Genomic DNA, 22,220 nt, shown 5'->3' with positions numbered 1-22,220 from the left:
AATTTGTTCATAAACTCCCTCCTCACGGTGTTTTTTCAGGAAGTGCTTGTAACGCAATGATTTGTATGTTTTTATTTGATAAGATTCAATCAATCCATACATCAAAAGAGGGCTATAGTGAGATTTTGGCGTGTAACCTCAAAAGCCTTTTTATCCGGGCAGACAGCTTTGCTGGTTGCGCTGCTATTATCCAGCTGCCAGCGCGGCGGACAATATCAGCCCCTCGAAGAAGAAACCTACCGACTACCAAAAAAAGTAGCCGGGACATCCGATTATGCCGTGATAACCATGCAAAAAAACTTTAATAAACGCGGCGTTAAGGTCATAACCATTGGCTCGGATTATTTAATCAGTATCCCCTCAGGGGCACTTTTTGCCGATCAGTCACCTCGTATTCGCTGGGAATCCTATGCCTTGTTGAATCAGGTGGTGTTATTTTTGAAACAATTCAGAAAAGTTGGTGTGAATGTAACCAGCTACAGCAGTCAGTATGTATCGTCCCGACGTGAACAGGCGCTGACGCTCGCGAGAGCCCGGGTTGTGGCCAATTACCTCTGGTCTCAGGGCATCGACAGCCGCTTTATTTTCACCGAAGGGGCAGGAAGCGACAAACCCGTGGTCTCATTTTATCAGGGTGGAGACAAATCACCCAATTCCAGAATTGAAATTACATTCAGAGATGCAATTGTATAGAGGATAAGATGCCACAAGATGCGTTAATGGCCGTTCATGTTCGCAATGAATATTACCGTAAAGGCCACCGGAAGGTCATGGGTATTCTTTTGGTTTCGTTTACGATTAATATTCTGCTGGCCTTCCTGTTGATCTGGATTGTAAATAACCCACCGGCACCGCGTTATTTCCCAACCAGTTTAAACGGCCGTGTCATGCCTCTTTTTCCTTTAAATCAACCCAATCAGTCCGATGATGCCATGCTCGCCTGGGCAGGCCAGGCTGCTGTTGCGGCTTTTAGCTACAATTTTGTTAATTACCGCGAGGAGTTACAGGCTTCTTCCGGCTTTTTTACCGCTGATGGCTGGCGTTTGTTTTTGCAGGCATTGGAAGAATCCAATAACCTGGATGCCGTGCAGGCTAAAAAATTGATTGTTTCTGCTGCAGCGATAAGTCCGCCAACCATTTTACGTAAAGGACTTGTAAATGATCGTTTTACCTGGCGCGTGCAGATTCCTATTCTGGTAACCTACCAGAGCGTGACTGAATATACCCAACAAGCCAATATGGTGAGCATGCTGGTTACCCGCGTATCCACCTTAAACTCACCGCGTGGTATTGGTATATCCCAATTTGTGGTTAGCCCTTTGAGCAGTTAAAGAAAATGGGGAGGATTGTCGGATTTCGCTTTACAGCAAGCAGGGCTCAATGATAAACCTATAGTTGCATTCCTTCGGGAAAATAAGCCATCATGTTGCTGAAAAATAAGTAGATCAAAGAAAATAATGGTTTAATGAGGATAAAATGAGTCGAGAGACTTGGCTGTCAATAAAAAATTCCAAATCATTTTACGTCTCAAGCTATAGACGGGCCTGTACGCTGGTGATTGGTTCTTTGGTAATCAATCTGGCTTTAATCAGCGGGATTTACTACGCCTACTTTAATCAGCCCGAACGAGAATATTATGCGTCAAATGGGGTAACGCCGCCTATCCTGTTGTCACCGCGGGATGCCCCAAATGATTCATCCGCTGCATTATTGCCGCCGGATCCTGTTAACGCACCGCCCGTTAAAGTGATACCGGAATAAGATGAGGAAAATATGGCTCAACAAGAGTTAAAAGAGGTCCGCTTTCAGGAGAGGTTTGCGCGAGATGGTCAGCAGAAATTAATGTTTGCCCTGCTGGTCGCTGTGGCTATCATTTTTATCATTGGCTCCATGCTGGCTTATATTATTACGCATCCGCCAGAGCCTAAATATTTTGCAACCAGCATTAATGGCCGTATTACCCCGCTGACTGCCTTGAATGAGCCTAACCAATCCGATTCTGCTGTTTTACAATGGGCCAACCAGGCGGCTATCGCGGCATTCACCTACAACTTTGTCAATTACCGGGATGAGCTCGAGTCCACATCAGGCTTTTTTACAAGCGATGGTTGGCAGCAATTCCTCCAGGCTTTGCAGGACTCCAATATTCTCGATCAGGTTAAAGCAAAAAAATTAATTGTTTCCGCTGTAGCGACCCGTGCCCCGATTATTTTGCAAAAAGGGGTATTAAGCGGTCGTTTTTCCTGGCGTGTACAAATGCCGATTCTGGTTACCTACCAGAGTGCGAGTGAGTTTTTTCAGCAAAACAATGTAGTCACCATGTTAATTACGCGGATTTCAACGCTTGATTCGCCTCGTGGAATTGGTATTGCGCAATTTGTTGTAGGACAAGCCAGCGGTGGAGTAACTTGATGGAAAAAACAAAAGTTTTACTTCAATGGGTCAGTCTATCCGGTCTCTTGGCAGTGAATGCCTTGACCGCTACCCTCTATGCAGCCGATCAGACTGATTCGGCTCAACAGGCATTGCAACAATTGCGATTACTGCAACAGCGTTTGTCTCAGACTGATCAAGGCGGTAATCAGGCCGGCCAGGCTGAAGGCGGGCAGGCTGTCAACAGGCCGCCGACAGCGGCAACGACCGCAGCCGCGGCCAATCAGGCGCAGCCGCAGCCGCAATCAAACAATCCCCAGGATCCTACGATCACCGCCAACGACAAAGAGTTAATTGATACCAAGGCGTTTGAAGGCGTGACCCGGCAGTTATTCCCCTTAACGCCTGAACAGATTGTTCGTTTGAAACAGATTTATGAGGCGTCGGAGTTTGCCGAAGCATCCCCTGCGGGAACACCGCCAAAGCCCACGGCGACGTCCCAGTTTGTGAATTTGTCACCGGGTTCAACTCCGCCAGTGATCCGCCTGTCGCAGGGCTTTGTGTCCTCCCTGGTTTTTTTAGATTCCACCGGCGCTCCCTGGCCTATCAGTGCATATGACCTGGGTGACCCGACTGCGTTTAACATTCAATGGGATAAAACCAGCAACACCCTGATGATTCAGGCACAAAAGCTTTATAACTACGGTAATTTGGCTGTTCGTTTAAAAGGCCTTAACACACCCGTCATGCTGACATTAATCCCCGGGCAGAAAGCCGTGGATTATCGTGTGGATTTACGGGTTCAGGGGTATGGGCCCAATGCCAATAACACGCCGATTGAAGAGGGAATTCCCCCAAGCGCCAATGATGTATTGCTGCATGTACTGGATGGCGTTCCGCCTCAGGGAAGCCAGCGGTTAACCGTAAGCGGTGGAGATGCCAGAGCCTGGTTGTTAGGCGATAAAATGTTTGTGCGTACCAATTTGACTATTTTATCCCCAGGGTGGATAAGCAGCATGACCAGCGCTGACGGCATGCACGCCTACGAGATGCAGAAGTCGCCTGTATTATTAGTGTCCTGGCATGGGAAAGTCATGCAACTCAAGGTAGAAGGGTTATAGCAATGGCAGGAAAAAAAGAAAATCTCAAAGCGCTGTTTACCAACACCCGATCCAGGGTCATTATTATATTTACCTCCCTGCTTTTGGTGATTGCTGTTGTAATCGGCATCGTCAAATTCACGTCGTCAACGGACGTCGGCCCGCTGGGTACGTCTTCGGTGACCAGTGCACCAGGAAACATTCAATCCATTCCGGGGGCTTTGGACCCAACGGCTCAATACGCCAAGCTGCAGCAGATACAAAACGTTACCCAGGCTGAAACTGCACTTAAAAGCGGCGGCAGCGCCATTCCGACCATCATCCGTACACAAGAGTTGGGTGCGGGCGTTCAATCCGTTGGTCCTCAGCAGGGAGAGGGCAGTGTCGGTTTCTCTACCTTGGCCCGTGAAGAAGAGGGCGGCCCACAACAAAGTTTATGGCTGCAGGATTTGAAAAACAGCAATTGCAGCAAGGCAACGGTTCAGCAGGTCGTTAGTCAGGGCGCAGCAATGACTGATCTTAAACGAGCCTGTACCTGCGCTCAATTAAAGGATAATGGGTATCAGATTGGCGATCTTGAACCGGTCTGTTCCTGTAAAGAATTGCGGGCGGCCGGATACAATGCCCGCCAGTTGAAGGATGCCGGCTACAGCGCGGCGCGCTTGCGTGCCTGCGGATTTGATGCCTGTGAGCTGCGCAATGCCGGTTTTACTGCTCAGGAAATGAAAGATGCTGGTTTCAGCGATGGGGAATTGAAAGGCGCTGGCTTTTCTGATGATGACATTGCCCGAGCCAGTGGCTTGCCGGAAGGAATAACCGAGGCGGATGTTCGCAATGCCGGATGTCAGGTCGCAGCCTTACAGAAATTAAGAGCGGCTGGCGTCAGTGCTGCGGCCATTCGCCGCATCAGTGGTTGCAGCGCTGCACAGCTCAAAGCCGCAGGCTACACTGCGGCTGAATTAAGAAATGCTGGATTTAGTGCAGCGGAGCTAAAAAACGCTGGCTTTACAGCCGCTGAATTAAAAGCGGCGGGTTTCAGCGCCAGGGATTTGCTTAATGCTGGATTTACCCCGGATGATTTGGCGAAAGCCGGCTTTACCCCTGCCCAAATCATGGCCGCTGAATCGGAGTTGCCCCCCGGTATTACACCGGATGATGTCAAGAAGGCAGGCTGCGATGTGGAGGCCTTACGCAAGGAACGGTTGGCTGGAGTCAGTGCCAAATTAATCAGGCAATATGCCGGTTGCAGTGCCAAAGCACTCAAGGAAGCCGGGTTCACGGACAATGATCTGGCCAATGCCGGGTTTACTCCGGCCCAAATCAGTGCGGCGAATGCATTGGATGACAATGCCATTCGGGCAGCCGGGTGTGATCCGGATAAACTAAAAGCCTTATTTAATCAGGGTGTCTCTGCCAAACGCATCAAGGAATTAAATGGTTGTAGTGCGGCGGCGCTCAAAGCGGCCGGGTATGATGCCAAATCCCTGCTGGATGCGGGATTTACCCCCCAGGAACTGCTGGCAGCCGGTTTTACCCCTCAAGAGATTAAACAGGCCGCTGCTGCGTCCGATGCAGCGATTCGGGCAGCCGGTTGTGATCCAACCAAGCTGCGTCAGCTTTTTGAGGCGGGTGTTTCTGCCAAACGCATCCGTGAATTAAACGGCTGTAGTGCGGCCGCTTTAAAGGCTGCCGGTTATGATGCCAAAGCCCTCTCAGATGCGGGTTTTACCCCTCAGGAGTTGCTCGCTGCCGGATTTACGCCCCAGCAATTGGCTGCAGCCGGCATTGACCCTGCTGCAATCATCGCTGCAGGGCGCACCGCCGATTGCAGCGTGGCCTCCCTGCAGGCCGCACGCGCTGCCGGGGTGTCGGCCACTACCATTAAACAAACGCTGGGATGCAGTGCTGCTGCGATGAAAGCGGCTGGTTATACGGCGGCAGAACTTCGTGCGGCAGGCTATACCGCGGCGGAGCTTAAAAATGCGGGCTTTACTGCGGCTGAATTAAAGGCTGCTGGTTTTTCCGCGAAAGAATTGCGCGCTGCGGGATTCACCGCCCAACAATTAAAAGACGCCGGATTCACCGCCAGTCAATTGCGTGATGCCGGATTTAGTGCGGCGGAATTAAAAAATGCCGGCTTTACAGCAGCTCAGCTAAAAGCGGCAGGATACAGCGCGAAAGAGCTGAAAGACGCCGGTTTCAGCCCGGAAGAATTAATGAAAGCTGGATTTTCTGCCAAAGAGTTAAGGGATGCCGGTTTTACCGCTGCCCAGTTAAGGCGGGCGGGTTTTACCAATGATCAATTAAAAGACGCGGGCTTCACTGCGTCTGAATTGGGAACAGGACCGGATACCGGGGCTCAGCTTCCGGGGCTTGAGGGCATCACCCAGCCAGGATTGCCATCCACTATGGTTGGTCTTCCCGGAGGACAGGGACGTCCCCAGACAGCTGCCTCGGTGGAAGCCGCCAATGCGCAGCAGCTACAGGCTATTCTTAAAAAGCAAAACCAGCAATTAGCCGATCAACGCTATCAACAGCAAATTCAGCAACGCACGTCGGAAATGCTGTCTGTGGCTAACCAGTCTTTACAGACCTGGCAAAAAATCGGGGTGCAGGTTTATACTGGCGGCGAAGAGGAAGATAAGAAAGAAGCGGCACAGGCCGGTTTGGCTGGCTTTGGTCCGAATCAGGCGGGTGCTTCTGCCATTCCTCAGGCGACGACAGCAACAGGCCCGGCACCAAAAGCATTAATCAAGACCGGCGATATTCTGTTCGCTGTACTGGATACTTCGGTGAACAGTGATGAACCCGGACCCATTCTTGCAACCATCGTATCGGGCCGTTTTAAAGGGGCGAAGCTCATTGGCAGTTTTAATCTCCCCAGCAATTCCGACAAGATGGTCATTAGTTTTAACACCATGTCTGTGCCTGGGGCGGCGAAAACCACGTCAATCAGTGCTTTTGCCATTGACCCCAATACGGCGCGTACGGCCTTATCGAGTCGCACCAATCATCATTACCTGCTGCGCTACGGTTCATTGTTCGCGTCCTCCTTTCTGGAAGGGTTTGGAAATGCGTTCCAATCAGCCAATACCACGGTAACCATTGGCGGCACCGGAGGCGGTGATAATATTACGATTCAGAATGGTGTGGGGCGTTCGGCTCTGGAGAATGCCGTCATAGGTCTGGCTACCCTGGGTAAACAATGGGGGCAGGTTGCGCAGCAGCAATTTAACCGTCCAACAACGGTTGAAGTATTTTCTGGAACAGGGTTGGGTATATTATTTACTCAGGATTTAACCTCCCTTTAACGTGAAGAGAAGGTAAGAAATGGTTGATAATAATCAAAACAACGATGAGTATCAGTTTGCTGATTTGGATGTGGTCAATCCGGATGGCGCTGACGATGATTTAGAGGCCATGCGCGCTGAAGGCGAGCAGCGGGCTCCTAAAAAAGATGTCCGAAAAAACGCGTTGATTGTGATTGCTTTGATTGTGACGGCCATGATTATTTATAAATTCATGGGGGCTATGTTTTCCAAAAAACCGGAACCTGTAACACCAACTCCAACGTTGACAACGCCTGTAACGCCAACGCCTGCGACGCCGGTGGTCACGCAACCCACGCCATCTACTCTGACACCGGTTCCGACTCAGGCGCAACCTGCTGGAGTGTCTGATGAGGTTAACCAGAAATTATCCGCACTGGAATTGGCGCAGCAGGGCGTGCGCTCGGAAATCACAACCATCAATAACCAGTTAAACGGCCTTTCAAGTAATGTGAATGATTTAAGCAATAAAATCGCGGCCTTAAGTCAGTCCGTCACTTTACTGGCGGCCAAAGTTGAGCAACAATCACAGCAAATTGCGGTTTTAACGGTTCGAACCAAACCGAAACCTGCCCCGCGGATGGTGCGAAAAGTAACCCCGCGTCCGGTCTATTATATTCAGGCCGTTATTCCAGGCCGGGCGTGGTTAATTGCCACAAATGGGTCTACACTTACGGTAAGAGAGGGTTCTGTTATAGCAGGGTATGGAACGGTAAAGCTGATTGATGCGACCCAGGGACGCGTTGTTATGAGTACTGGTCAGATCATTCGATTTAGCCAGCAAGACAGTTGAGACGAATATGGCTAACCAATCAATTACGAACTGGATTACAAGCCAGGCCGATATCCTAAACAATATCGCCTCTAATCTTGCTCCTGTTCAGAGACTATTAACCGGTGCAGCTTATCTGATAGGCTTGTCCTTTGCCTTTAAGGCCATATATAGTTTAAAGGTGTATGGTGAAGCCAGAACGATGATGTCGTCCAATACCAGCGTCAAGGAGCCTGTGGTTTATTTAATTGTCGCGGCGGTATTCATTTATTTCCCGACGGCCATGGACGTGATGCTCATGACCACGTTTGGAAATACCAATATTCTGGCTTATGCCAATGCCAGTGGCAATCAAAGCACCAATGCACTGTTTGGCAGCGGCAGCCCCGTCGCCTGGGCTTTGAGAATCATCATTCAAACCATTGGCCTTGCGGCCTTTATACGGGGTTGGGTGCTGATTGCACGCTCGGCTTCGCAAGGGCAACCGCCTGGTGGAACGGGCAAGGGATTAATGCATGTTTTTGGCGGGATCCTCGCAATTAATATTGTGGGAACGGTTAATGTCATTAATGCAACGATTTATGGTTCATAATTTTAAGTGTGTTTAAACAGGAGAGATGAAAGTGAATACCCCAGCGAAAAGAAACAGTTACATGAATTACGCTGTGATGGCGGCCGTGTTTTTGTGCCTAGGCATAGTCACAGATGCCGCGGCGGCAGCAAGCCAGTCCATTGGCGGCATGGCATCAACCATCTATGGCTCATTCGGTCAACTGGCGAAATTAATTACCGCCGGTTCTTACCTGGCTGGTTTGGGCTTTTCTGTTGGTGCTATTATGAAATTCAAGCAGCACAAAGATAACCCAACCCAAATCCCAATTGGTACGCCGATTGCCCTGGTGTTTATTGCCGCAGCACTTCTCTTCCTGCCTACTATTCTGGGCGTGGCCGGTGTGACTATGTTCGGTGGCTCTGGCGGTACGACAGCAGGTCCTACTGGTACTGTGTTCACCAGCAGTGGCGGCTAATTCAGGCAAACAGTTTTATCGCGGTTAAATCAGGAAGCCCAGTGCTTCCTGATTTATAATGAAAAGCAAACAGGCAAGATTGATGGTTATGAATCAAGAACAAAGCAAGCTTAAATTACTAGCGAGTGCTGGAGCCTGGCGCTTGTATTCAGCCAGAAAAGCGGATGAGCGTTTTCGTGCTTTCGAACAAAAGGTTTTTCAACGCGATCGTTATACTTGCCAATTTTGTGGGTTTCAGGCGAGACTATTCCAGGAAGTTGTGAATCTGGATAATGATTACACCAACAATCGTCTATCCAACCTGGTGACAGCCTGTTGTTTTTGCGCCCAATGCTTTTTTATTGAATCCGTGGGTGTGGGCGGTTATGGCGGCGGTACCCTGATTTACCTGCCGGAATTGTCGCAGACAGAATTAAACAGTTTATGTCATGTGCTTTTTTGTGCAATTACCAATGATACCGGCTATAAGACCAGTGCCCAGAATATTTATCGCAGTTTTAAATTCAGATCACAGGTCGTTGAAGAAAAATTTGGCGAAGGGACCAGTGATCCGGCCATCTTTGGTCAGTTGATCATTGACTCCGGCGCTACTGCGCCAGAGACGTTAGACAAACTTTTTAATAATATTCGACTCCTGCCTTCGAGGGCAAAATTCCGCAAGCAAATTGAACGTTGGGCGGCGAGTGCGCTTGAAGAGATAACCGAGTCGAGCTGATGACCATTATTCAATAATAACGATGACTCGTAACGAATAGGGAATAACCATGGGGAATTGGGCCGAATCATTTTTTGAAGGTATAGATACCTTTTTTGCCTGGTTAAGTACCTCGCTAAAACAAACCACCGAATCGTATTGCGAACTCGAAACCGCAGACAGCCCCACTGTGTTGGTTAATCATGACGGGTCGCTGATTTCTCTAATTAAAGTGGAAGGGGTGACGGCACTTGCCGGTGCCGAAGAATTTGAACAGCTGGTTGAGGGATTATCTAATGCCTTCCAGGGCGCTATGAGCCGTCCTGGGCATGCCTTTCAGGTGTATTTTAGTCACGACAAACAAAACATTCGTAAAGTCATTGAGGATATTTATGCCCCAGCGGAAGCGACAGCCAAACGGCTCGAGTTAACGCTGAACGATTTATTTACCGAACGGGTCGATTACCTGTCGCAATATTGCGCAGAAGAGCGGCTTTACTTTGTGTTATTTACCAGGCCTTTTAACCTGGCTCAGGATCAATTGAAAGCGGCCAATAAAGCCAAGCTGAAAATGCTGAGGGACATGAAGGCGCCTTCATTCAAAAACACACAGACGGTGTATGCTGCCATTCCTGAGTTAAGGGATACCCATGACGCCTATGTGCGCTCGGTTTTAAATGATCTGGATGCGTTAAACATCTACGCCCGTCTGGTGGAGGTGCACGATGCCGTGCAGGCTATCCGCATGACCGCTGATCCGGATTTTACTGCCGATGACTGGCGTGCCATATTACCGGGCGATAAAATTTATCCTCGCGAAATCAATCGCTTTGAAGGGGATGTCTCTGATTTGCTGTGGCCTTCGCTGGCCAAGCAGGTTATTCCCCGTGATGCCGAAAACATTGATCTGCGCACAGTAAAAGTAGGCAATAAAATCTATTCGTCGGTGTTTATTGATCTTTTTCCAAAGGATGTACGTCCTTTCCTAACCCTGTTTGCGCGTATATTGCCGTCCCATATTCCCTGGCGTATTTCTTTTCTCGTTGAAAGCGAGGGCTTAAATACCATCAAATTAAAAGGAATGCTGTCAGCTATCCTTTCGTTTACGTCAGCGCAAAACCGCTTAATCAGCGACTCGGTGAATTTGTTAAAGTACCTGCAATTGAATACTGATGACGCCATTGTTCGCCTGCGTGTGGTCGCGAGTACCTGGGCGCCGGAAGGTAATATTCCCTTATTGCGGCGCCGCAGTTCAGAGTTGGTGAAAGCAATACAGGGTTGGGGTTCAACCGATGTATCGGAAATTTGCGGCGATCCATTTGCCGGTTTTGTCTCCAGCATGTTGGCTGTGACCACACGCAGTGCGGCGGTGCCTTCGGTTGCGCCCTTGTCTGATGTGATTACCATGCTTCCTATCACCCGGCCTGCATCTCCCTGGGAGACGGGTGCGTTATTATTCCGTACACCCGATGGCAAACCGTGGCCGTTTCAACCTGGTTCGACTCAACAAACAACCTGGATTGATTTGGTGTACGCCCGCCCGGGTTCTGGTAAATCCGTGTTATCCAACGCCTTAAATTTAGCCCTTTGCCTGCAAGGGGGGTTAACGCGCCTGCCGCGAATTGCGATTATTGATATCGGACCATCAAGCAGCGGGTTGATCTCCCTGCTCAAAGAGGCGTTGCCTGCTGCCAAACGCCATCTTGTGGCTTATTACCGCTTGCGTATGACGCCTGAGTATTCCATTAACCCGTTTGATACCCAACTGGGTTGCCGTTATCCAACCGCCACGGAACGCTCGTTTCTGGTTAATTTCCTGACCCTTTTAACCACGCCGCTCGGCGCCAGTAAACCATATGACGGCATGCCTGATCTGGCCGGTATGGTGGTTGATGAACTGTATAAAAGCCTGGCTGATGAATTTAATCCCACACCGTATGCACCCGGGGTTGAAGAATTTATTGATAGCATTTTAGAAGAAATCGGTTTTGTCAGGGATTCGAAATCCACCTGGTGGGAAGTCACCGATGCCTTGTATTCCGCAGGGTTTGCTCACGAAGCCATGCTTGCACAACGTTATGCCATGCCGTTGCTGGCGGATGCGGCATCCATTTGTCGTACCCCATCCATTGAAGACTTGTATGAAAAAGTGGTTGCCCCAACAGGGGAGTCCCTCATTAGCGCATTCTCGCGAATGATATCCGGTGCAGTACGCGAATACTCGATTTTATCACGGGTAACCAGTTTTGATATTGGTGATGCCCGCGTTGTTTCCCTTGACCTTGACGAAGTGGCAAAAAGCGGGGGCGACGCGGCCGATCGACAAACGTCGGTGATGTACATGCTGGCACGCTATGTTCTGGCGCGTCATTACTACCTCACCGAAGAAAGCATGAATAACGTACCGGACCAGTACAGAGAGTACCATAAAACCCGTGTACTTGAGATTCGTGAAGATCCCAAGCGCATTGTTTATGACGAATTCCACCGTACTTCCAAGTCAGCCGCCGTGCGTGATCAGGTCATTATTGACATGCGCGAAGGCCGAAAGTGGAAAGTGCAAATTGCACTATTGTCGCAGTCCGTTGACGACTTTGATGCCGTGATGATTGAATTCAGTACTGCCATTTACATTATGGATGCAGGCCCTTCGCAGGCCGTGGAAAAAACCACCCAGATTTTCGGTCTGTCGGAGACGGCCAAAATGGCTTTGCGTACCCGCGTTCACGGGCCGCGTCAAGGTGGGGCCACCTTCCTTGTGCAGTATGCCACCAAGAGTGGGGTTAATATCCAACTGCTGACCCTGACCTTGGGCCCAGTGGAGTTGTGGGCCTTCAGTACCACGGCGGAAGATGCCTCGGTCCGTAATCAACTCTATCGCCATCTGGGGCCTGCGGAAGCACGCCGCTTACTGGCTGCGTTGTTTCCCAATGGTTCGGTGGCTAAAATTATCGAGGAACGACTGGCTGCTATGAAAGCAGAAGTCGGTTTGATAGAGGATGACGCCAAGGACAGTGTCATTGAACAGTTAGTCAGTGATATTCTCAATGCGTACACCAAAGATCCTAACGTGAAAATGCTGCCTAAAAATTAGTGCATAAGATGTTGGGCAGAGGTCAATGGCAGAGTATCGGGATTAAAAATGGATTTTAGTCAATTGCGCTTAGACACACCCAGAATGAAATTAGTCCCTATCAGCGAAGAGCATGCAAGCGCTGTCTGTGAGCATTTTACTGCCGAGATTACTCGCTACATGTGGCCTTCAGCGCCCAAGGCCCGACAGGAAATTGCGGACCATGTGCGATTAAAGCAACTGGCCATGCGCAAAGGTAAGGAAATAGCCTTGATTCTTATTCTTAAAGAGAGCGGGGAATTCTTGGGTTATGCCAGTCTTGATGAGGTTCAATCCCGCTCACCGGAACTCGGCATCTGGATTAGGAAGAGTGCGCAGGGTCATTATTATGGTTATGAGGCGTTGTCGGCCCTGACAGGGTGGTCGGCGGCTAATCTTCGCTATGATTACCTGAAATACCCGGTTGATAAAAGCAATTACCCCAGCCGCAAACTCATTGAAAAGTTAGGTGGTATTCCTCAGGATGAATATGTGAAATTCAGCGAGTCAGGGCGTGTCCTGCATGAACTGGAATACCGAATTTACTGTGTGCCATCTGAAAGCGAGTTTTAATAGACCTCTTCCTAAATCTCACTTTTTACACTCGCCGCTCTTGATACGTCCCGTATGAAGCTCAGGAGTGGTATTGATTTTCAGGGTATTGCTTAGGTAACCTAAAGGCGTTTTCACCAGTGAAACCGCCCTTATTAAGCTTATTTATTGTGCTTGTGAAAGTCATAAAAATGGACAGCAACCCATTTTTGAATGGTCATTCGGACTGGGGGTGAAATTAATTACGAGGCTGACATAGTCTGAGCGCTCTCGTATTCACACAGGTTCCGTGGCTCAAGCGTCGTTTCCAGCGCCTGAAAATCATTTGTTCTGACGTTATACAACCCATTCATGCTCTTTAAACTATACTTAGACCAAGCACGCGGACCGCTAATATCCTCTCTATGCGCACTTATCGAGTAAATGACCTTATAAATTGCAAAATCCTTACCCAGTTTAGAGTCGCTGCTGAACCAGGATTCGTACGTCTGACCCGAGACTTTATATTTTTTTGACGACGTGTGTGGTTCTTTAAAATCAGAAACCGGGAAAACGTACGTTTCACAACAGTATTCATCAACAACATGAACAGGAAATAAGCGTTGGGCACCGCCAACACCGGTTACCCATTGATTAGCATCGCCCTTATTAACAAATTCTTGAAGTTCTTTAATGATAGTACCTTCAAAATCAAAATGCTTTTCTGTCCTGGTTATCATTTCAGGCATATAGTACGGGGTTACGGCGTCCAGTGTATAGGTCACACCGTGTTTCTTTATTTTGAGATATTGTGCCCTTAATTCACTCCTTATCCCTTCGCCTTCACCTGTTGCAGGTAAACAATCAAGCATCGTCGTCCACATATGCTTATCTAAAGCCCACATACAATACTCAAAACCACTAATGTTGGTAAACCTTCGGCCTGACAAATCCTGCACTTGCCCTCTTGTCCGCATTAAAGCGGGATCTTGTTTAAGCATCTTTGCTACTGCTTCATGGTTCCCACGAACAACATGATGAAGAAATTCTCTGGCCTTATATAATCGTTTGACATCTTGATTCGCATTAAACACCGGGGAATTGGATTTTGAAGTCATGGAAAGTTTTATGAAATCTTCATTTGGTAAAAACCTGGTGACTTCACCTTGTATGGAATCGGGTAGGCGACTAAAAAACTCAAGTTTATTTTGCATGGACTTTACCTGTGGACAACAAATTACTGTATTATAAATGATCAAGTAGTTCATGTAAATGCCATAAGGCAATTTATTCTGTTGCAACCTCATTGCTATCAAACCCGAAAAAGAAAATACATTCGGATTGAGGGTGAGTTAATTGATTGATTTATAACCAGAATTACACAATGGAGGTTTTTGAAAGGGTTGAATATAACAATCCTCCCATGGAAACCGTGTACGGGCAGGACATGATAAGAAGTTCAAGGACGGTTTTGAATTGCTGCCGCGGTGTTATGCAGTATCCATGAATGCCGCCAGGCTATCAGAACATCAGCCTGCTGCCTGTTTTCAGTCTCATAGACACGTCACGCTATCTCTTCATTTAAATTAAACCCGGTTAAAATCCCAGGACTAAACGGATTGATCTGGTTTTCTGTTTTAAGCTGATATCGTCCTGAATTGCCATTGATTTCAAACAGGATCTGCAGACTGGCGCTGTCGTTGCTGTCGACCAGCACATTGACTTTCTGAAGAATTTTAAAGAACGCCCAGGGTCCTTTTTCCTCCAGTTCAAAATGGTTACCTTCAATGGAATAAATGGCGAGTTTTGCATCGGATTGCGGCCAACTGAAGAAGGTATAAGAGTCACTTGTCTGACTATCGGTGAGTTTGGTTTCCCCGATGGATAATTGTAAATTGGCCACGACCGGATCCAGATTAATTTTTTGCAGGGTAAAGTCGATTTTGCTGGTTTTCGCATGTTCAGGGAAAAACATGTTGCTGATGACATTGGCCCGTATTAACTCGTTAATCAAATCGGTGGAAATTGGCATGACGTAACCGTTTAATTCTTTGGATTCCCATTGCGGCTTGGAGGTATCAAGAAAGGGTTTTAAATAATGATTCACGAAGGAATTCAGGGTACCCTCCGGTGCAAAGAAGCGATCAAACTCCATAAGCGACACTTCATTGTCGGGATTATTGGCATCGAGAGGATACCGGTTGGCAATTGCTGATTGATAATCGGTAAAAACTAATCGTTGCCATTGTTGATTCAAATAGGCACGGCTTTCGGTAATAAAAATAAACCAGGTGTCATCCGCAATTTGTTTTGCCCAGCTGGATACGGGTTCCGGGAGCTGGCGTGCACGATTATAAAGCGCGCTTAATGGGTCGGATAAGGATTCGCCGCTAAAGCGTGAGCGGGTCAGTTCAAAGACGGTGCGCCCCTGATCATTGACCAGCGCCAGGGTGGTAATGAATTTCTCCAGTTCGCTGATGTTTAAACTCAAATCATGCGTCGCGGAATTGCTCATTAAGTTAAGGGCGGTAAACTGGCTGGCCACCTGTTGGTTAAAAAGCGATGCGCTTTGGTCTGGTGAGGGACTGGTTTGTTCCTGAATCAACTCAACCAAACGCTCAATGGCGTTGGTCTGCGTCAGTGTCTGAGTCAGCTGACGCGCTTGTTGATAACCCTGATAATGTTGAGGGTGGGTGCGGCGGATAAAATTCTGCCACCAGGTCGCGTACTCAAAACAATAAGCCTGCTCTAACTGCGAGGGCAGGTTTTGTAAATCCTGGCGGGCTAAAATCCAGTTTTCTTCCTGCAACTGTGCGCTGATAGTCGGAAGCTTCGCCATGACCTCGTTAAAGCCCTTCTTGGTGTAATAAACCGGCAATTCCCGGTTAGTCAGATCAAAGCCGGGAATATCAATGAGGGTCTTCTCTTTAGGAAAACTGTCTTTCGCTATCGAATAATAAAGATAAGCCGCGGGTAAGGCATTGAGGTAATTGCGTACATCGCTGACCAATTGACGGTTAATGGCGATGGGTTGCAGCGGCTGCTTCAACGCTTTTTTCAGCAGCAGGAGTTCTTTGTCATTCATTTGTGCGCCATGGGCGGCTTCACGGTGGGTTCTAAACCAGTCAATCACCGCGGCTTCTGAAAAATGCTCGGGCTCAGCCAGCATGAGATAAATTTTTAACGCCTGGTAGCGCGCCAATTGGCTTTGTGACGGGTTGGCGATAATCGCTTCCAGGTTGGCTATCATGTCCGGTAGAAAATTGTGGTGCAGCCTGCTTTGCGCATTCGAATGCAGTTGGCTTTTAAGTTGCTCGATGATGGCTAAGGAGAGCAGGTTAACCGGAATGGAATCGATTTTATTTTCAGCGAGAGACAAATGATAGAGGGCTGACGTTTTGCCATTGGGTTGCGCTATCAGGGTTTCATAGGCCAGGAGTTCCTTGCTGGCTTCATCGAGCAGTTTGGATGTCGTCCAATGCTGGTAAGACACGCCGCAGAGTGCTAGGCCTACAACCCCTGCTGCGAGGCCTGCAATCAGTTTATGCTTGCTGCTCATGCCGGGCACATGGCTTTTGGTGTGTTCCTGCAGGGCTTTGATTGCTCCTTCAATGAAGTAAGGACGATAATTGTTGGATTGCTGAAAGCGATCCTGCACGGTCAAAGCGTATTCGTGCTGGATTTTGCGATTTAAACGATCGATGGTTAAACCGCCTTGCTGGGCGCTGGTAAAATACAGGGCCTGCAAGCGAAAGAGTTGATGGTTTAACTGTTGAATCAAGGCTTGCACGGGGACACGCAGGCAGGCTAACTGTAATGGAAACTCGCGGATTAACGTGCGTTTGGCGCTGGAACGTGCAGGGTGCAATTTATTGATAATCTGCTGGCCCAGTACTTCAAGCATCTGGTCAAACTGGGCTTGGTATTTTTCAATGAACTTGTTCCGCGTACCGGTATTTTCCAACGAAAATCCCAAGGGCCTGGCGAGGTCGCTGGGGTGTTCGGATTGAAAAAATTCACAAAAACCGGCGAGCGTGTCCAATTGAGTAAAAAGAAGCGCGATGTCCGTACAATAACCCAGCGCGCTGCCAAAGCGGTCGAGCAATTGCATATGTGATTTGCATTGGTCAACGAGTTGCGCAGGTTCAATCAGCAGGAGTTCACTGCTGTTGACGCAGAGAATCAAGCCGTTAATTTTGACATTGCTGTGACAGCGGTTCAATTGCTTCAGAGTATTGGTCAATAAGCTTTCACTGCTGCAGAGCCAGGTTTCACTCAATTCGAGAATGACCCCCTGGTTATTATAAAAAAGATTAATCCCCTGCTCGTTATCAACCGGGCAGTGAATGAGGTTGGCCTGTTTCAATAGTTCGGTTTTACCCTGACCGGTTTTGCCAATCAATAAAAGAAATGAAAGCGGTGTCTGTTGCGGTTTTAATTGCGCGAAAATTCTTTTTAAGGCGTCGCAAAGGAGCTGTAACGATTTATCCATTAGTCATCCAGTTTGGCCAGGAGATGATGTCCGGTCTGGACATTTTTGACTTTATTTTCCAGCAAGATATAACTAAAGAAGTAACCGGCAGCCAGCAATCCCAGCGAAATGAAACACACCGTAAGCAGTGGTTTGCGGCTTGTGGGGGTAAAATCAGCCTTGTTCTGTTCTTTAAACAAATGATGCGATTTATTCACACGATGCTGTTGAATTAATTGGTAGAGTTCTTCTATCAGGTTGTCAAGGACGCTGCGGCCATCGGCTTGTCCGTGCTGCATGCCTTCAAAGCCGGCGATGAGGCAGTAGTAGGCCAGTTCAATTAAATCAAGGTATTGATTGGGTCGTTCCTTGATGAAATGGATGATATCAAAAAAACGTTGCTCAGGGCCGCTACCATCCGGTGATGCCGGGGTGAACGCGGCAAAAATGGCAGGTTCCTTATGCAGGCGCAGGTAGCTTTTTCCCAGGAGTTCATCAATGGTGGCACATAATAAATAGCGGGCAATGGCAACGAATTCATCACTATAGGATTTGCCCAACACCCGGCTATGGAAGGCCAGTAATTCATGTTCAATATTGCCGCGAATGGTTTGTACCGGTGGCAAAGAGGGGCTGACACCCAGCCGTTCAAGCAGCGACAAGACAGGGCCTGCTGCAGCAACGAGCGGGTTGGTCGTAAAAGGAGCAACAAATAGCTTGGAGCGAAAATAGCCTTCGGGCATCTGCTGAGTGCCCGGTAATGACAGTTGACTCACAAGTGAGGCCGAATGCTGTTCGGCTGCCATGGCTTAACTCCCAATTAATCGTGCAGTTTATCCTCTGAGGAGGCGTATTGTTCTTTTTGTTTGGTCAATTACACCAACACAACCATAAGGATAATACGTTATCTCCCCTCCCTTGTCGATATGAGAAAGCAGGCAATGGCTAAGGCCTTATCCAGATTATTCCAGGGGTTCAAATGCTTCAGAGAAATAACGGTTAACCCAGGCTTCACCCAGGTGGTCGTAACAATCATTGAGAAAATCAGCAAGTTCTTCAGGGCTTAATTGATGCGCGGCAGTCGGAGGCTCAACATCATGATGAAAATAGGTTTTAAAGAAAGCCTGACAGAAATCCATGTAGTCGCGGGTGTGGAGTATAAAGGTATGCCACATGTCATCCAGGGGAAGCAGCGGACCAAACAAATAAGTGCGCCGCTCAGTTTGTTGCCGGTAAGCGTTTAACCATAGCCAGGCCAGTAAATCATTAAAAAGCTGTTGACTGGCTTTATCATCGAACGCGGGATGATGGTAGGCAAAGTGACGCACCACGGTCGAATTCTGATAAGCCAGGATGGCAGCGAGTGGAGGAATTTTCATCAACGGCAACAGGTTTCCTGCCAGTTTTTATTGGTAATCAGGCGCACGATACGGCAGATCTTTTCTTGTTTGCTCATAATGACCTCTTTTTTTATTGTTGTTATTGCACACTCCGTAATTTAAACACCCAATTGATCAACAATCAATCCATTATTCCCTCTACTCAATAGTTTATGACTATCGATACTATAGTTATATTCAATTTTACTTATTATTTGGGGATGGCTAAATTTACAGTGAAACCGATTAATTGAGGAGAAAAAAGATGATCACTGTAGGTAATCCCTTTCCGCAGTTTGAATTAAAAGCCACAGTAAGCAACGATGTTCATGATGCATTCCGTGTTATCAATAATGACACGTACAAGGAGAAATGGCTGGTTGTTTTTTTCTGGCCTAAAGATTTTACCTTTGTATGCCCAACTGAAATCGCTGAATTTGGCAAGCTCGCGGCTGAATTTGCCGATCGAGATGCTCAAATTTTAGGCGGTAGTACGGACAGCGAATTCGTTCATTTGGCCTGGCGTAATAACCATGATGATTTAAACAATCTGCCATTTCCCATGCTCGCTGACATTAAACGGGAACTGACCCAGGCTTTAGGCATCCTGGATGAACAGGAAGGGGTGGCACAACGGGCGACCTTTATCGTCGACCCGCAGGGCATTACCCGTTTTGTCATGGTCACGGACTTGAATGTAGGCCGCAACCCTCAGGAGGTTTTGCGTGTACTGGATGCCTTGCAAACGGATGAGTTGTGCCCGTGCAATTGGAAAAAAGGCGAAGACACCATTCATATTTAACTGGCTGCGCCATAATAACGGAGAGAACCATGTTGCAATCCATTAAAGATCTGTTGCCCGAATTTGCCAAAGACGCCCGCATCAATGTGGGCAAGGTCCTTGACCTTGAGCAGACAGATGGTTTAAGCCAGGAGCAAATCGTCGGATCAGCGCTGGCGGTCGCTTATCATCTCGGCAATCCATCATTGGCAGCCGGCATTAAAACCCTGCAGATTGACTTCGATATTGAAGAGGCTGCAAAAAATGCCGCGAGCCTGATGGCGATGAACAATATTTATTACCGTTTTGTCCATTTAAGCGAATTACCCGAACTGGGACGTCTTCCAGCGGGTCTTCGCATGCAAGGCATGATGAACCCCGGAACAGATAAGGTGACCTTTGAAGTGTTAAGTCTGGCGGTGTCCATATTAAATGGCTGCGGTGTCTGCATCAGCGCTCACAGCCGGCAATTACTGGAGCATGGATTAACTCATGCAGCCATCGCACGGGTAGGACGGATCACCGCCGTGATTCATGCCGTGCATGTCAGCAGCAAAATCGCCTAAACCATGCGCGCCTTCGGGCGCGCCAGGGTCTGATTATGTCCACCCAAACCCGGTTTTAAGCCGGCTTAAGCAAAGCTTCGCTTGCTCAAGATCATTGTCCTGCAACGCCAGATCCAGATCGTCGATAGCCAGACGTACAGCCTGTAAATTGACGCGCATCATGCCGCGCAGCAGAAAACCAATACAGGTAAAGACCAGCATACTGAGGTAGGGGTGAGCACAGGCAAAATGCGGCAAAGCAGTCATAATCTTCCTTCAGGGCCTTTTGTTCCATCATAGGGACAAATTTGGCCTGACGCCAGAGGCTTTGTCTGGATAACCGGCCGTTGTCAACAGGCTAACGATTGACTGGGCAGGATGGTTTGGCTGGCCTCCGCTTCCTGCTCAATCCAATGCGGGGCTCGAGGAGCCTGGATGAATTCAGCCGGTTTATTGCGATTGTTTAAAGGAGTTGGCGCTGCTGGTTCAGGGGGGCCTAAACGGGTTAAAGCCGGACTGGTTAACGGAGGCGGGGGATAGGCATCCACCAGATAGGCCGTTTCTTCGGAGGATTGATGACAGATTTTACCCTTGTAGCGTTGATTAAAATAATCGGAATGGCAATGGTAATAGTCAACGTACTGGAAATCATCGGCCTTTAATTTTTTTCGCAAGATAACGACCCGCTCATCCACGGGCTTAACGCCGGGCAGGAAGCTCAAAAAATTTTGGAAACGAATACGCCAGGAACCTGGTAATTGCTGGTTGAGGTCACGATAAAGGGAGTTCGTCATGGTCATTGCAAAGCGAAAGGAACATAGGTTTATGATACCATAATAAGCGCACTATGCTCCATATTTATTCAAATAGCGCGAAAGTGGCTACACGTGCCGTCCATTGTTCCGAAGCTAAATCTCAGCCCGGCTGGTTGTTCGTGCCACAACTTCTGCATGTTCCTTGTAATCGTGAACGTCATTGCCATCTTCTCTGAGACCGCAGCCCGTTGGATTCATACCCCGGGTTTTTTCGCAGGCATCGGCAAAGGCGTCCTGAACCAGTCTGGCGGTGACGCTTTCACCTGATGTCTTATGCCAGGCATCGACGCTTTTGGGATCCATAAATGAACCGACATGTCTTTCTGCATCCTGGGCATAACGCCTGAGCACATCAATATTACCGACGCGATAGGCTTCAATGGCCTGGCTTAAGATCAGGATTTTATAATCCCGTTTAGCATCCTGATGATACAATCGTACCATTGATTGACGCTGCATCCTGATTTCCGCCAAGTGCATTTCCATGCGTCCTAAAATCCCGGTATCCGGTGTGAATTTGCCTAAGCCTTTACTGTCGGAAAATGCTTTCTTTTCAGCGAGATGGTCTTCTTTCCCGAGTTTACCCATGACTTCAAGCGGTTTTCCCGGTCGAAGCAACCCTTCCTTGGGTAAAAAGGTCATGCTGCTTGAAGGCAGGCAATCGCTGGCCCGGACCCAACAGCCTAAATCGGAAGACAATTTTCGCTGGGCATTCTCACGGGCAACCTGAGCCATGGCATACTCCTGTTGCGTTCTGCACCCGTGATGAAATTCAGTGCCCCAAAAAACACGCACATTGTTGTGGCTTTTGACAAATTCACGGGCTAAATGAATCGGATTATCAGACGTGGTGGCGGCGTCTGCCCGATCGTATTGCCGTGCGTGTGCAAAAAAAACATCGGTTTTTCCGTCCTTATCCTGACCAATAATGGCAAGCCCCATGCAGCCGATAAGGCCATCTGTTCATACCATCTCAACCGGATTGTGTTCAATGTCTTTTAATACTATGCCAGGTCCAGGACCAGGTTCACTGCCGCTTAATCCGATTGTACCCGGTACGGATGTTTCAAACCAACCCTCATTGCCGGTATGAGGCAAACCGGTTAGATCGACATCTTCCCCAAAGTGGCGCCCACATTCGGCCAGCTGAATGCGGCGATCGGTGCTGCCTGGTTCTGTGCTTATCATGCCATGAATCTCCCTGTTGTCGTTATTTGCAGTATAGTCCATGGTGATTAAAAATTTGTCTGGCAAAAATAGGTCATCAGGATTAAAATTTGTGCTTTTTAA

The 22,220-nt window shown here is 48.3% G+C and carries 22 protein-coding genes; 14 read left to right on the top strand and 8 right to left on the bottom strand.

All coding sequences use genetic code 11. The annotated features are described in order from the left end of the window. Window positions 1-117: 117 nt before the first annotated feature. The 12 genes from icmN to Lery_RS02365 all read left to right on the top strand — a co-directional run bounded on the left by icmN (window position 118) and on the right by Lery_RS02365 (window position 12,981). Window positions 118-693: a type IVB secretion system protein IcmN/DotK gene (gene icmN / locus Lery_RS02420; RefSeq protein WP_058525650.1), complete on the top strand. Its 576-nt coding sequence runs from the start codon at window positions 118-120 to the stop codon at window positions 691-693. Window positions 694-701: 8 nt separating this feature from the next. Continuing rightward, entirely contained in the window at window positions 702-1,331 is a 630-nt protein-coding gene (locus Lery_RS02415; RefSeq protein ID WP_058525649.1) for a type IVB secretion system apparatus protein IcmL/DotI, read from the top strand. A 145-nt stretch (window positions 1,332-1,476) separates the two neighbouring features. Then, window positions 1,477-1,761 (top strand): type IVB secretion system protein IcmM/DotJ, encoded by a 285-nt coding sequence (gene icmM / locus Lery_RS02410; RefSeq protein WP_058525648.1) that lies wholly within the window; start codon window positions 1,477-1,479, stop codon window positions 1,759-1,761. Between the two features lie 12 nt (window positions 1,762-1,773). After that, the gene (locus Lery_RS02405; protein ID WP_058525647.1) at window positions 1,774-2,412 is read left to right on the top strand and encodes a type IVB secretion system apparatus protein IcmL/DotI; all 639 of its coding nucleotides are present in this window, start codon (window positions 1,774-1,776) and stop codon (window positions 2,410-2,412) included. After that, complete coding sequence (locus Lery_RS02400; RefSeq protein WP_058525646.1) at window positions 2,412-3,494, top strand: DotH/IcmK family type IV secretion protein; 1,083 nt, start codon at window positions 2,412-2,414, stop codon at window positions 3,492-3,494. Before Lery_RS02405 ends, Lery_RS02400 begins: the two co-directional genes overlap by 1 nt. A 2-nt stretch (window positions 3,495-3,496) precedes the next feature. Next, the gene (gene dotG / locus Lery_RS02395) at window positions 3,497-6,784 is read left to right on the top strand and encodes a type IVB secretion system protein DotG/IcmE (protein ID WP_058525645.1); all 3,288 of its coding nucleotides are present in this window, start codon (window positions 3,497-3,499) and stop codon (window positions 6,782-6,784) included. A 19-nt stretch (window positions 6,785-6,803) separates the two neighbouring features. Continuing rightward, a complete protein-coding gene (gene icmG, locus Lery_RS02390; protein ID WP_058525644.1) occupies window positions 6,804-7,595 on the top strand; it encodes a type IVB secretion system protein IcmG/DotF in 792 nt (263 codons plus the stop codon). A 7-nt stretch (window positions 7,596-7,602) separates the two neighbouring features. Then, window positions 7,603-8,166, top strand: a complete 564-nt coding sequence (locus Lery_RS02385) for a hypothetical protein (RefSeq protein ID WP_058525643.1) — start codon at window positions 7,603-7,605, stop codon at window positions 8,164-8,166. A 61-nt stretch (window positions 8,167-8,227) separates the two neighbouring features. Continuing rightward, a complete protein-coding gene (locus Lery_RS02380; RefSeq protein WP_058525727.1) occupies window positions 8,228-8,602 on the top strand; it encodes a hypothetical protein in 375 nt (124 codons plus the stop codon). Between the two features lie 82 nt (window positions 8,603-8,684). Then, window positions 8,685-9,317, top strand: coding sequence for a type IVB secretion system protein IcmJDotN (icmJ, locus tag Lery_RS02375; protein WP_058525726.1), 633 nt, complete (start codon window positions 8,685-8,687; stop codon window positions 9,315-9,317). Between the two features lie 49 nt (window positions 9,318-9,366). Continuing rightward, window positions 9,367-12,390, top strand: coding sequence for a type IV secretion protein IcmB (locus Lery_RS02370; RefSeq protein ID WP_058525642.1), 3,024 nt, complete (start codon window positions 9,367-9,369; stop codon window positions 12,388-12,390). 48 nt (window positions 12,391-12,438) lie between these two features. Further along, window positions 12,439-12,981, top strand: coding sequence for a GNAT family N-acetyltransferase (locus Lery_RS02365; protein WP_065230224.1), 543 nt, complete (start codon window positions 12,439-12,441; stop codon window positions 12,979-12,981). Between the two features lie 221 nt (window positions 12,982-13,202). On the opposite strand, the gene Lery_RS02360 is transcribed toward Lery_RS02365, so the two are convergent. The 4 genes from Lery_RS02360 to Lery_RS02345 all read right to left on the bottom strand — a co-directional run bounded on the left by Lery_RS02360 (window position 13,203) and on the right by Lery_RS02345 (window position 18,789). Then, window positions 13,203-14,153, bottom strand: coding sequence for a hypothetical protein (locus Lery_RS02360; protein ID WP_058525640.1), 951 nt, complete (start codon window positions 14,151-14,153; stop codon window positions 13,203-13,205). 350 nt (window positions 14,154-14,503) lie between these two features. Next, window positions 14,504-17,431 (bottom strand): type IVB secretion system protein IcmF, encoded by a 2,928-nt coding sequence (gene icmF / locus Lery_RS02355; RefSeq protein WP_058525639.1) that lies wholly within the window; start codon window positions 17,429-17,431, stop codon window positions 14,504-14,506. Beyond that, a complete protein-coding gene (icmH, locus tag Lery_RS02350) occupies window positions 17,431-18,216 on the bottom strand; it encodes a type IVB secretion system protein IcmH/DotU (RefSeq protein ID WP_058525638.1) in 786 nt (261 codons plus the stop codon). The genes icmF and icmH overlap by 1 nt, the downstream gene beginning before the upstream one ends. A gap of 156 nt (window positions 18,217-18,372) precedes the next feature. Further along, window positions 18,373-18,789 (bottom strand): glycine-rich domain-containing protein, encoded by a 417-nt coding sequence (locus Lery_RS02345; RefSeq protein ID WP_058525637.1) that lies wholly within the window; start codon window positions 18,787-18,789, stop codon window positions 18,373-18,375. A 265-nt stretch (window positions 18,790-19,054) separates the two neighbouring features. Between Lery_RS02345 and Lery_RS02335 the strand changes: the two genes are divergently transcribed. Next, a complete protein-coding gene (locus Lery_RS02335; protein WP_058525635.1) occupies window positions 19,055-19,591 on the top strand; it encodes a peroxiredoxin in 537 nt (178 codons plus the stop codon). 29 nt (window positions 19,592-19,620) lie between these two features. Then, window positions 19,621-20,136: a carboxymuconolactone decarboxylase family protein gene (locus Lery_RS02330; RefSeq protein WP_058525634.1), complete on the top strand. Its 516-nt coding sequence runs from the start codon at window positions 19,621-19,623 to the stop codon at window positions 20,134-20,136. 33 nt (window positions 20,137-20,169) lie between these two features. Here the strand turns inward: Lery_RS02330 and Lery_RS02325 are convergent, their stop codons facing one another. The 4 genes from Lery_RS02325 to Lery_RS14930 form a co-directional block, all read right to left on the bottom strand. Beyond that, window positions 20,170-20,382 (bottom strand): hypothetical protein, encoded by a 213-nt coding sequence (locus tag Lery_RS02325; RefSeq protein WP_058525633.1) that lies wholly within the window; start codon window positions 20,380-20,382, stop codon window positions 20,170-20,172. An 83-nt stretch (window positions 20,383-20,465) separates the two neighbouring features. Beyond that, window positions 20,466-20,909 carry a hypothetical protein gene (locus Lery_RS02320; protein WP_131750923.1) on the bottom strand — a complete coding sequence of 148 codons (444 nt, stop codon included), beginning with the start codon at window positions 20,907-20,909 and terminating at the stop codon, window positions 20,466-20,468. Between the two features lie 114 nt (window positions 20,910-21,023). Beyond that, window positions 21,024-21,872, bottom strand: coding sequence for a hypothetical protein (locus tag Lery_RS02315; protein ID WP_058525631.1), 849 nt, complete (start codon window positions 21,870-21,872; stop codon window positions 21,024-21,026). A 21-nt stretch (window positions 21,873-21,893) separates the two neighbouring features. After that, window positions 21,894-22,118 carry a hypothetical protein gene (locus Lery_RS14930; protein WP_058525630.1) on the bottom strand — a complete coding sequence of 75 codons (225 nt, stop codon included), beginning with the start codon at window positions 22,116-22,118 and terminating at the stop codon, window positions 21,894-21,896. Window positions 22,119-22,220 lie beyond the last annotated feature (102 nt).

The sequence above is a fragment of the Legionella erythra genome (assembly GCF_001467615.1).
Classification (GTDB): Bacteria; Pseudomonadota; Gammaproteobacteria; order Legionellales; family Legionellaceae; genus Legionella_C; species Legionella_C erythra.
Note: the sequence above shows the minus strand (reverse complement) of the source record. Positions and strands in the feature narration are given on the sequence as shown.

What these genes read in the sequence shown, in the direction of transcription:
- Lery_RS02415 (WP_058525649.1), top strand. Translation starts at nt 702, where the DNA reads ATGCCACAAGATGCGTTAATGGCCGTTCATGTTCGCAATGAATATTAC.
- icmM (WP_058525648.1), top strand. Translation starts at nt 1,477, where the DNA reads ATGAGTCGAGAGACTTGGCTGTCAATAAAAAATTCCAAATCATTTTAC.
- Lery_RS02405 (WP_058525647.1), top strand. Translation starts at nt 1,774, where the DNA reads ATGGCTCAACAAGAGTTAAAAGAGGTCCGCTTTCAGGAGAGGTTTGCG.
- Lery_RS02400 (WP_058525646.1), top strand. Translation starts at nt 2,412, where the DNA reads ATGGAAAAAACAAAAGTTTTACTTCAATGGGTCAGTCTATCCGGTCTC.
- dotG (WP_058525645.1), top strand. Translation starts at nt 3,497, where the DNA reads ATGGCAGGAAAAAAAGAAAATCTCAAAGCGCTGTTTACCAACACCCGA.
- icmG (WP_058525644.1), top strand. Translation starts at nt 6,804, where the DNA reads ATGGTTGATAATAATCAAAACAACGATGAGTATCAGTTTGCTGATTTG.
- Lery_RS02385 (WP_058525643.1), top strand. Translation starts at nt 7,603, where the DNA reads ATGGCTAACCAATCAATTACGAACTGGATTACAAGCCAGGCCGATATC.
- Lery_RS02380 (WP_058525727.1), top strand. Translation starts at nt 8,228, where the DNA reads ATGAATTACGCTGTGATGGCGGCCGTGTTTTTGTGCCTAGGCATAGTC.
- icmJ (WP_058525726.1), top strand. Translation starts at nt 8,685, where the DNA reads ATGGTTATGAATCAAGAACAAAGCAAGCTTAAATTACTAGCGAGTGCT.
- Lery_RS02370 (WP_058525642.1), top strand. Translation starts at nt 9,367, where the DNA reads ATGGGGAATTGGGCCGAATCATTTTTTGAAGGTATAGATACCTTTTTT.
- Lery_RS02365 (WP_065230224.1), top strand. Translation starts at nt 12,439, where the DNA reads ATGGATTTTAGTCAATTGCGCTTAGACACACCCAGAATGAAATTAGTC.
- Lery_RS02360 (WP_058525640.1), bottom strand. Translation starts at nt 14,153, where the DNA reads ATGCAAAATAAACTTGAGTTTTTTAGTCGCCTACCCGATTCCATACAA.
- icmF (WP_058525639.1), bottom strand. Translation starts at nt 17,431, where the DNA reads ATGGATAAATCGTTACAGCTCCTTTGCGACGCCTTAAAAAGAATTTTC.
- icmH (WP_058525638.1), bottom strand. Translation starts at nt 18,216, where the DNA reads ATGGCAGCCGAACAGCATTCGGCCTCACTTGTGAGTCAACTGTCATTA.
- Lery_RS02345 (WP_058525637.1), bottom strand. Translation starts at nt 18,789, where the DNA reads ATGAAAATTCCTCCACTCGCTGCCATCCTGGCTTATCAGAATTCGACC.
- Lery_RS02335 (WP_058525635.1), top strand. Translation starts at nt 19,055, where the DNA reads ATGATCACTGTAGGTAATCCCTTTCCGCAGTTTGAATTAAAAGCCACA.
- Lery_RS02330 (WP_058525634.1), top strand. Translation starts at nt 19,621, where the DNA reads ATGTTGCAATCCATTAAAGATCTGTTGCCCGAATTTGCCAAAGACGCC.
- Lery_RS02325 (WP_058525633.1), bottom strand. Translation starts at nt 20,382, where the DNA reads ATGACTGCTTTGCCGCATTTTGCCTGTGCTCACCCCTACCTCAGTATG.
- Lery_RS02320 (WP_131750923.1), bottom strand. Translation starts at nt 20,909, where the DNA reads ATGACGAACTCCCTTTATCGTGACCTCAACCAGCAATTACCAGGTTCC.
- Lery_RS02315 (WP_058525631.1), bottom strand. Translation starts at nt 21,872, where the DNA reads ATGGGGCTTGCCATTATTGGTCAGGATAAGGACGGAAAAACCGATGTT.
- Lery_RS14930 (WP_058525630.1), bottom strand. Translation starts at nt 22,118, where the DNA reads ATGATAAGCACAGAACCAGGCAGCACCGATCGCCGCATTCAGCTGGCC.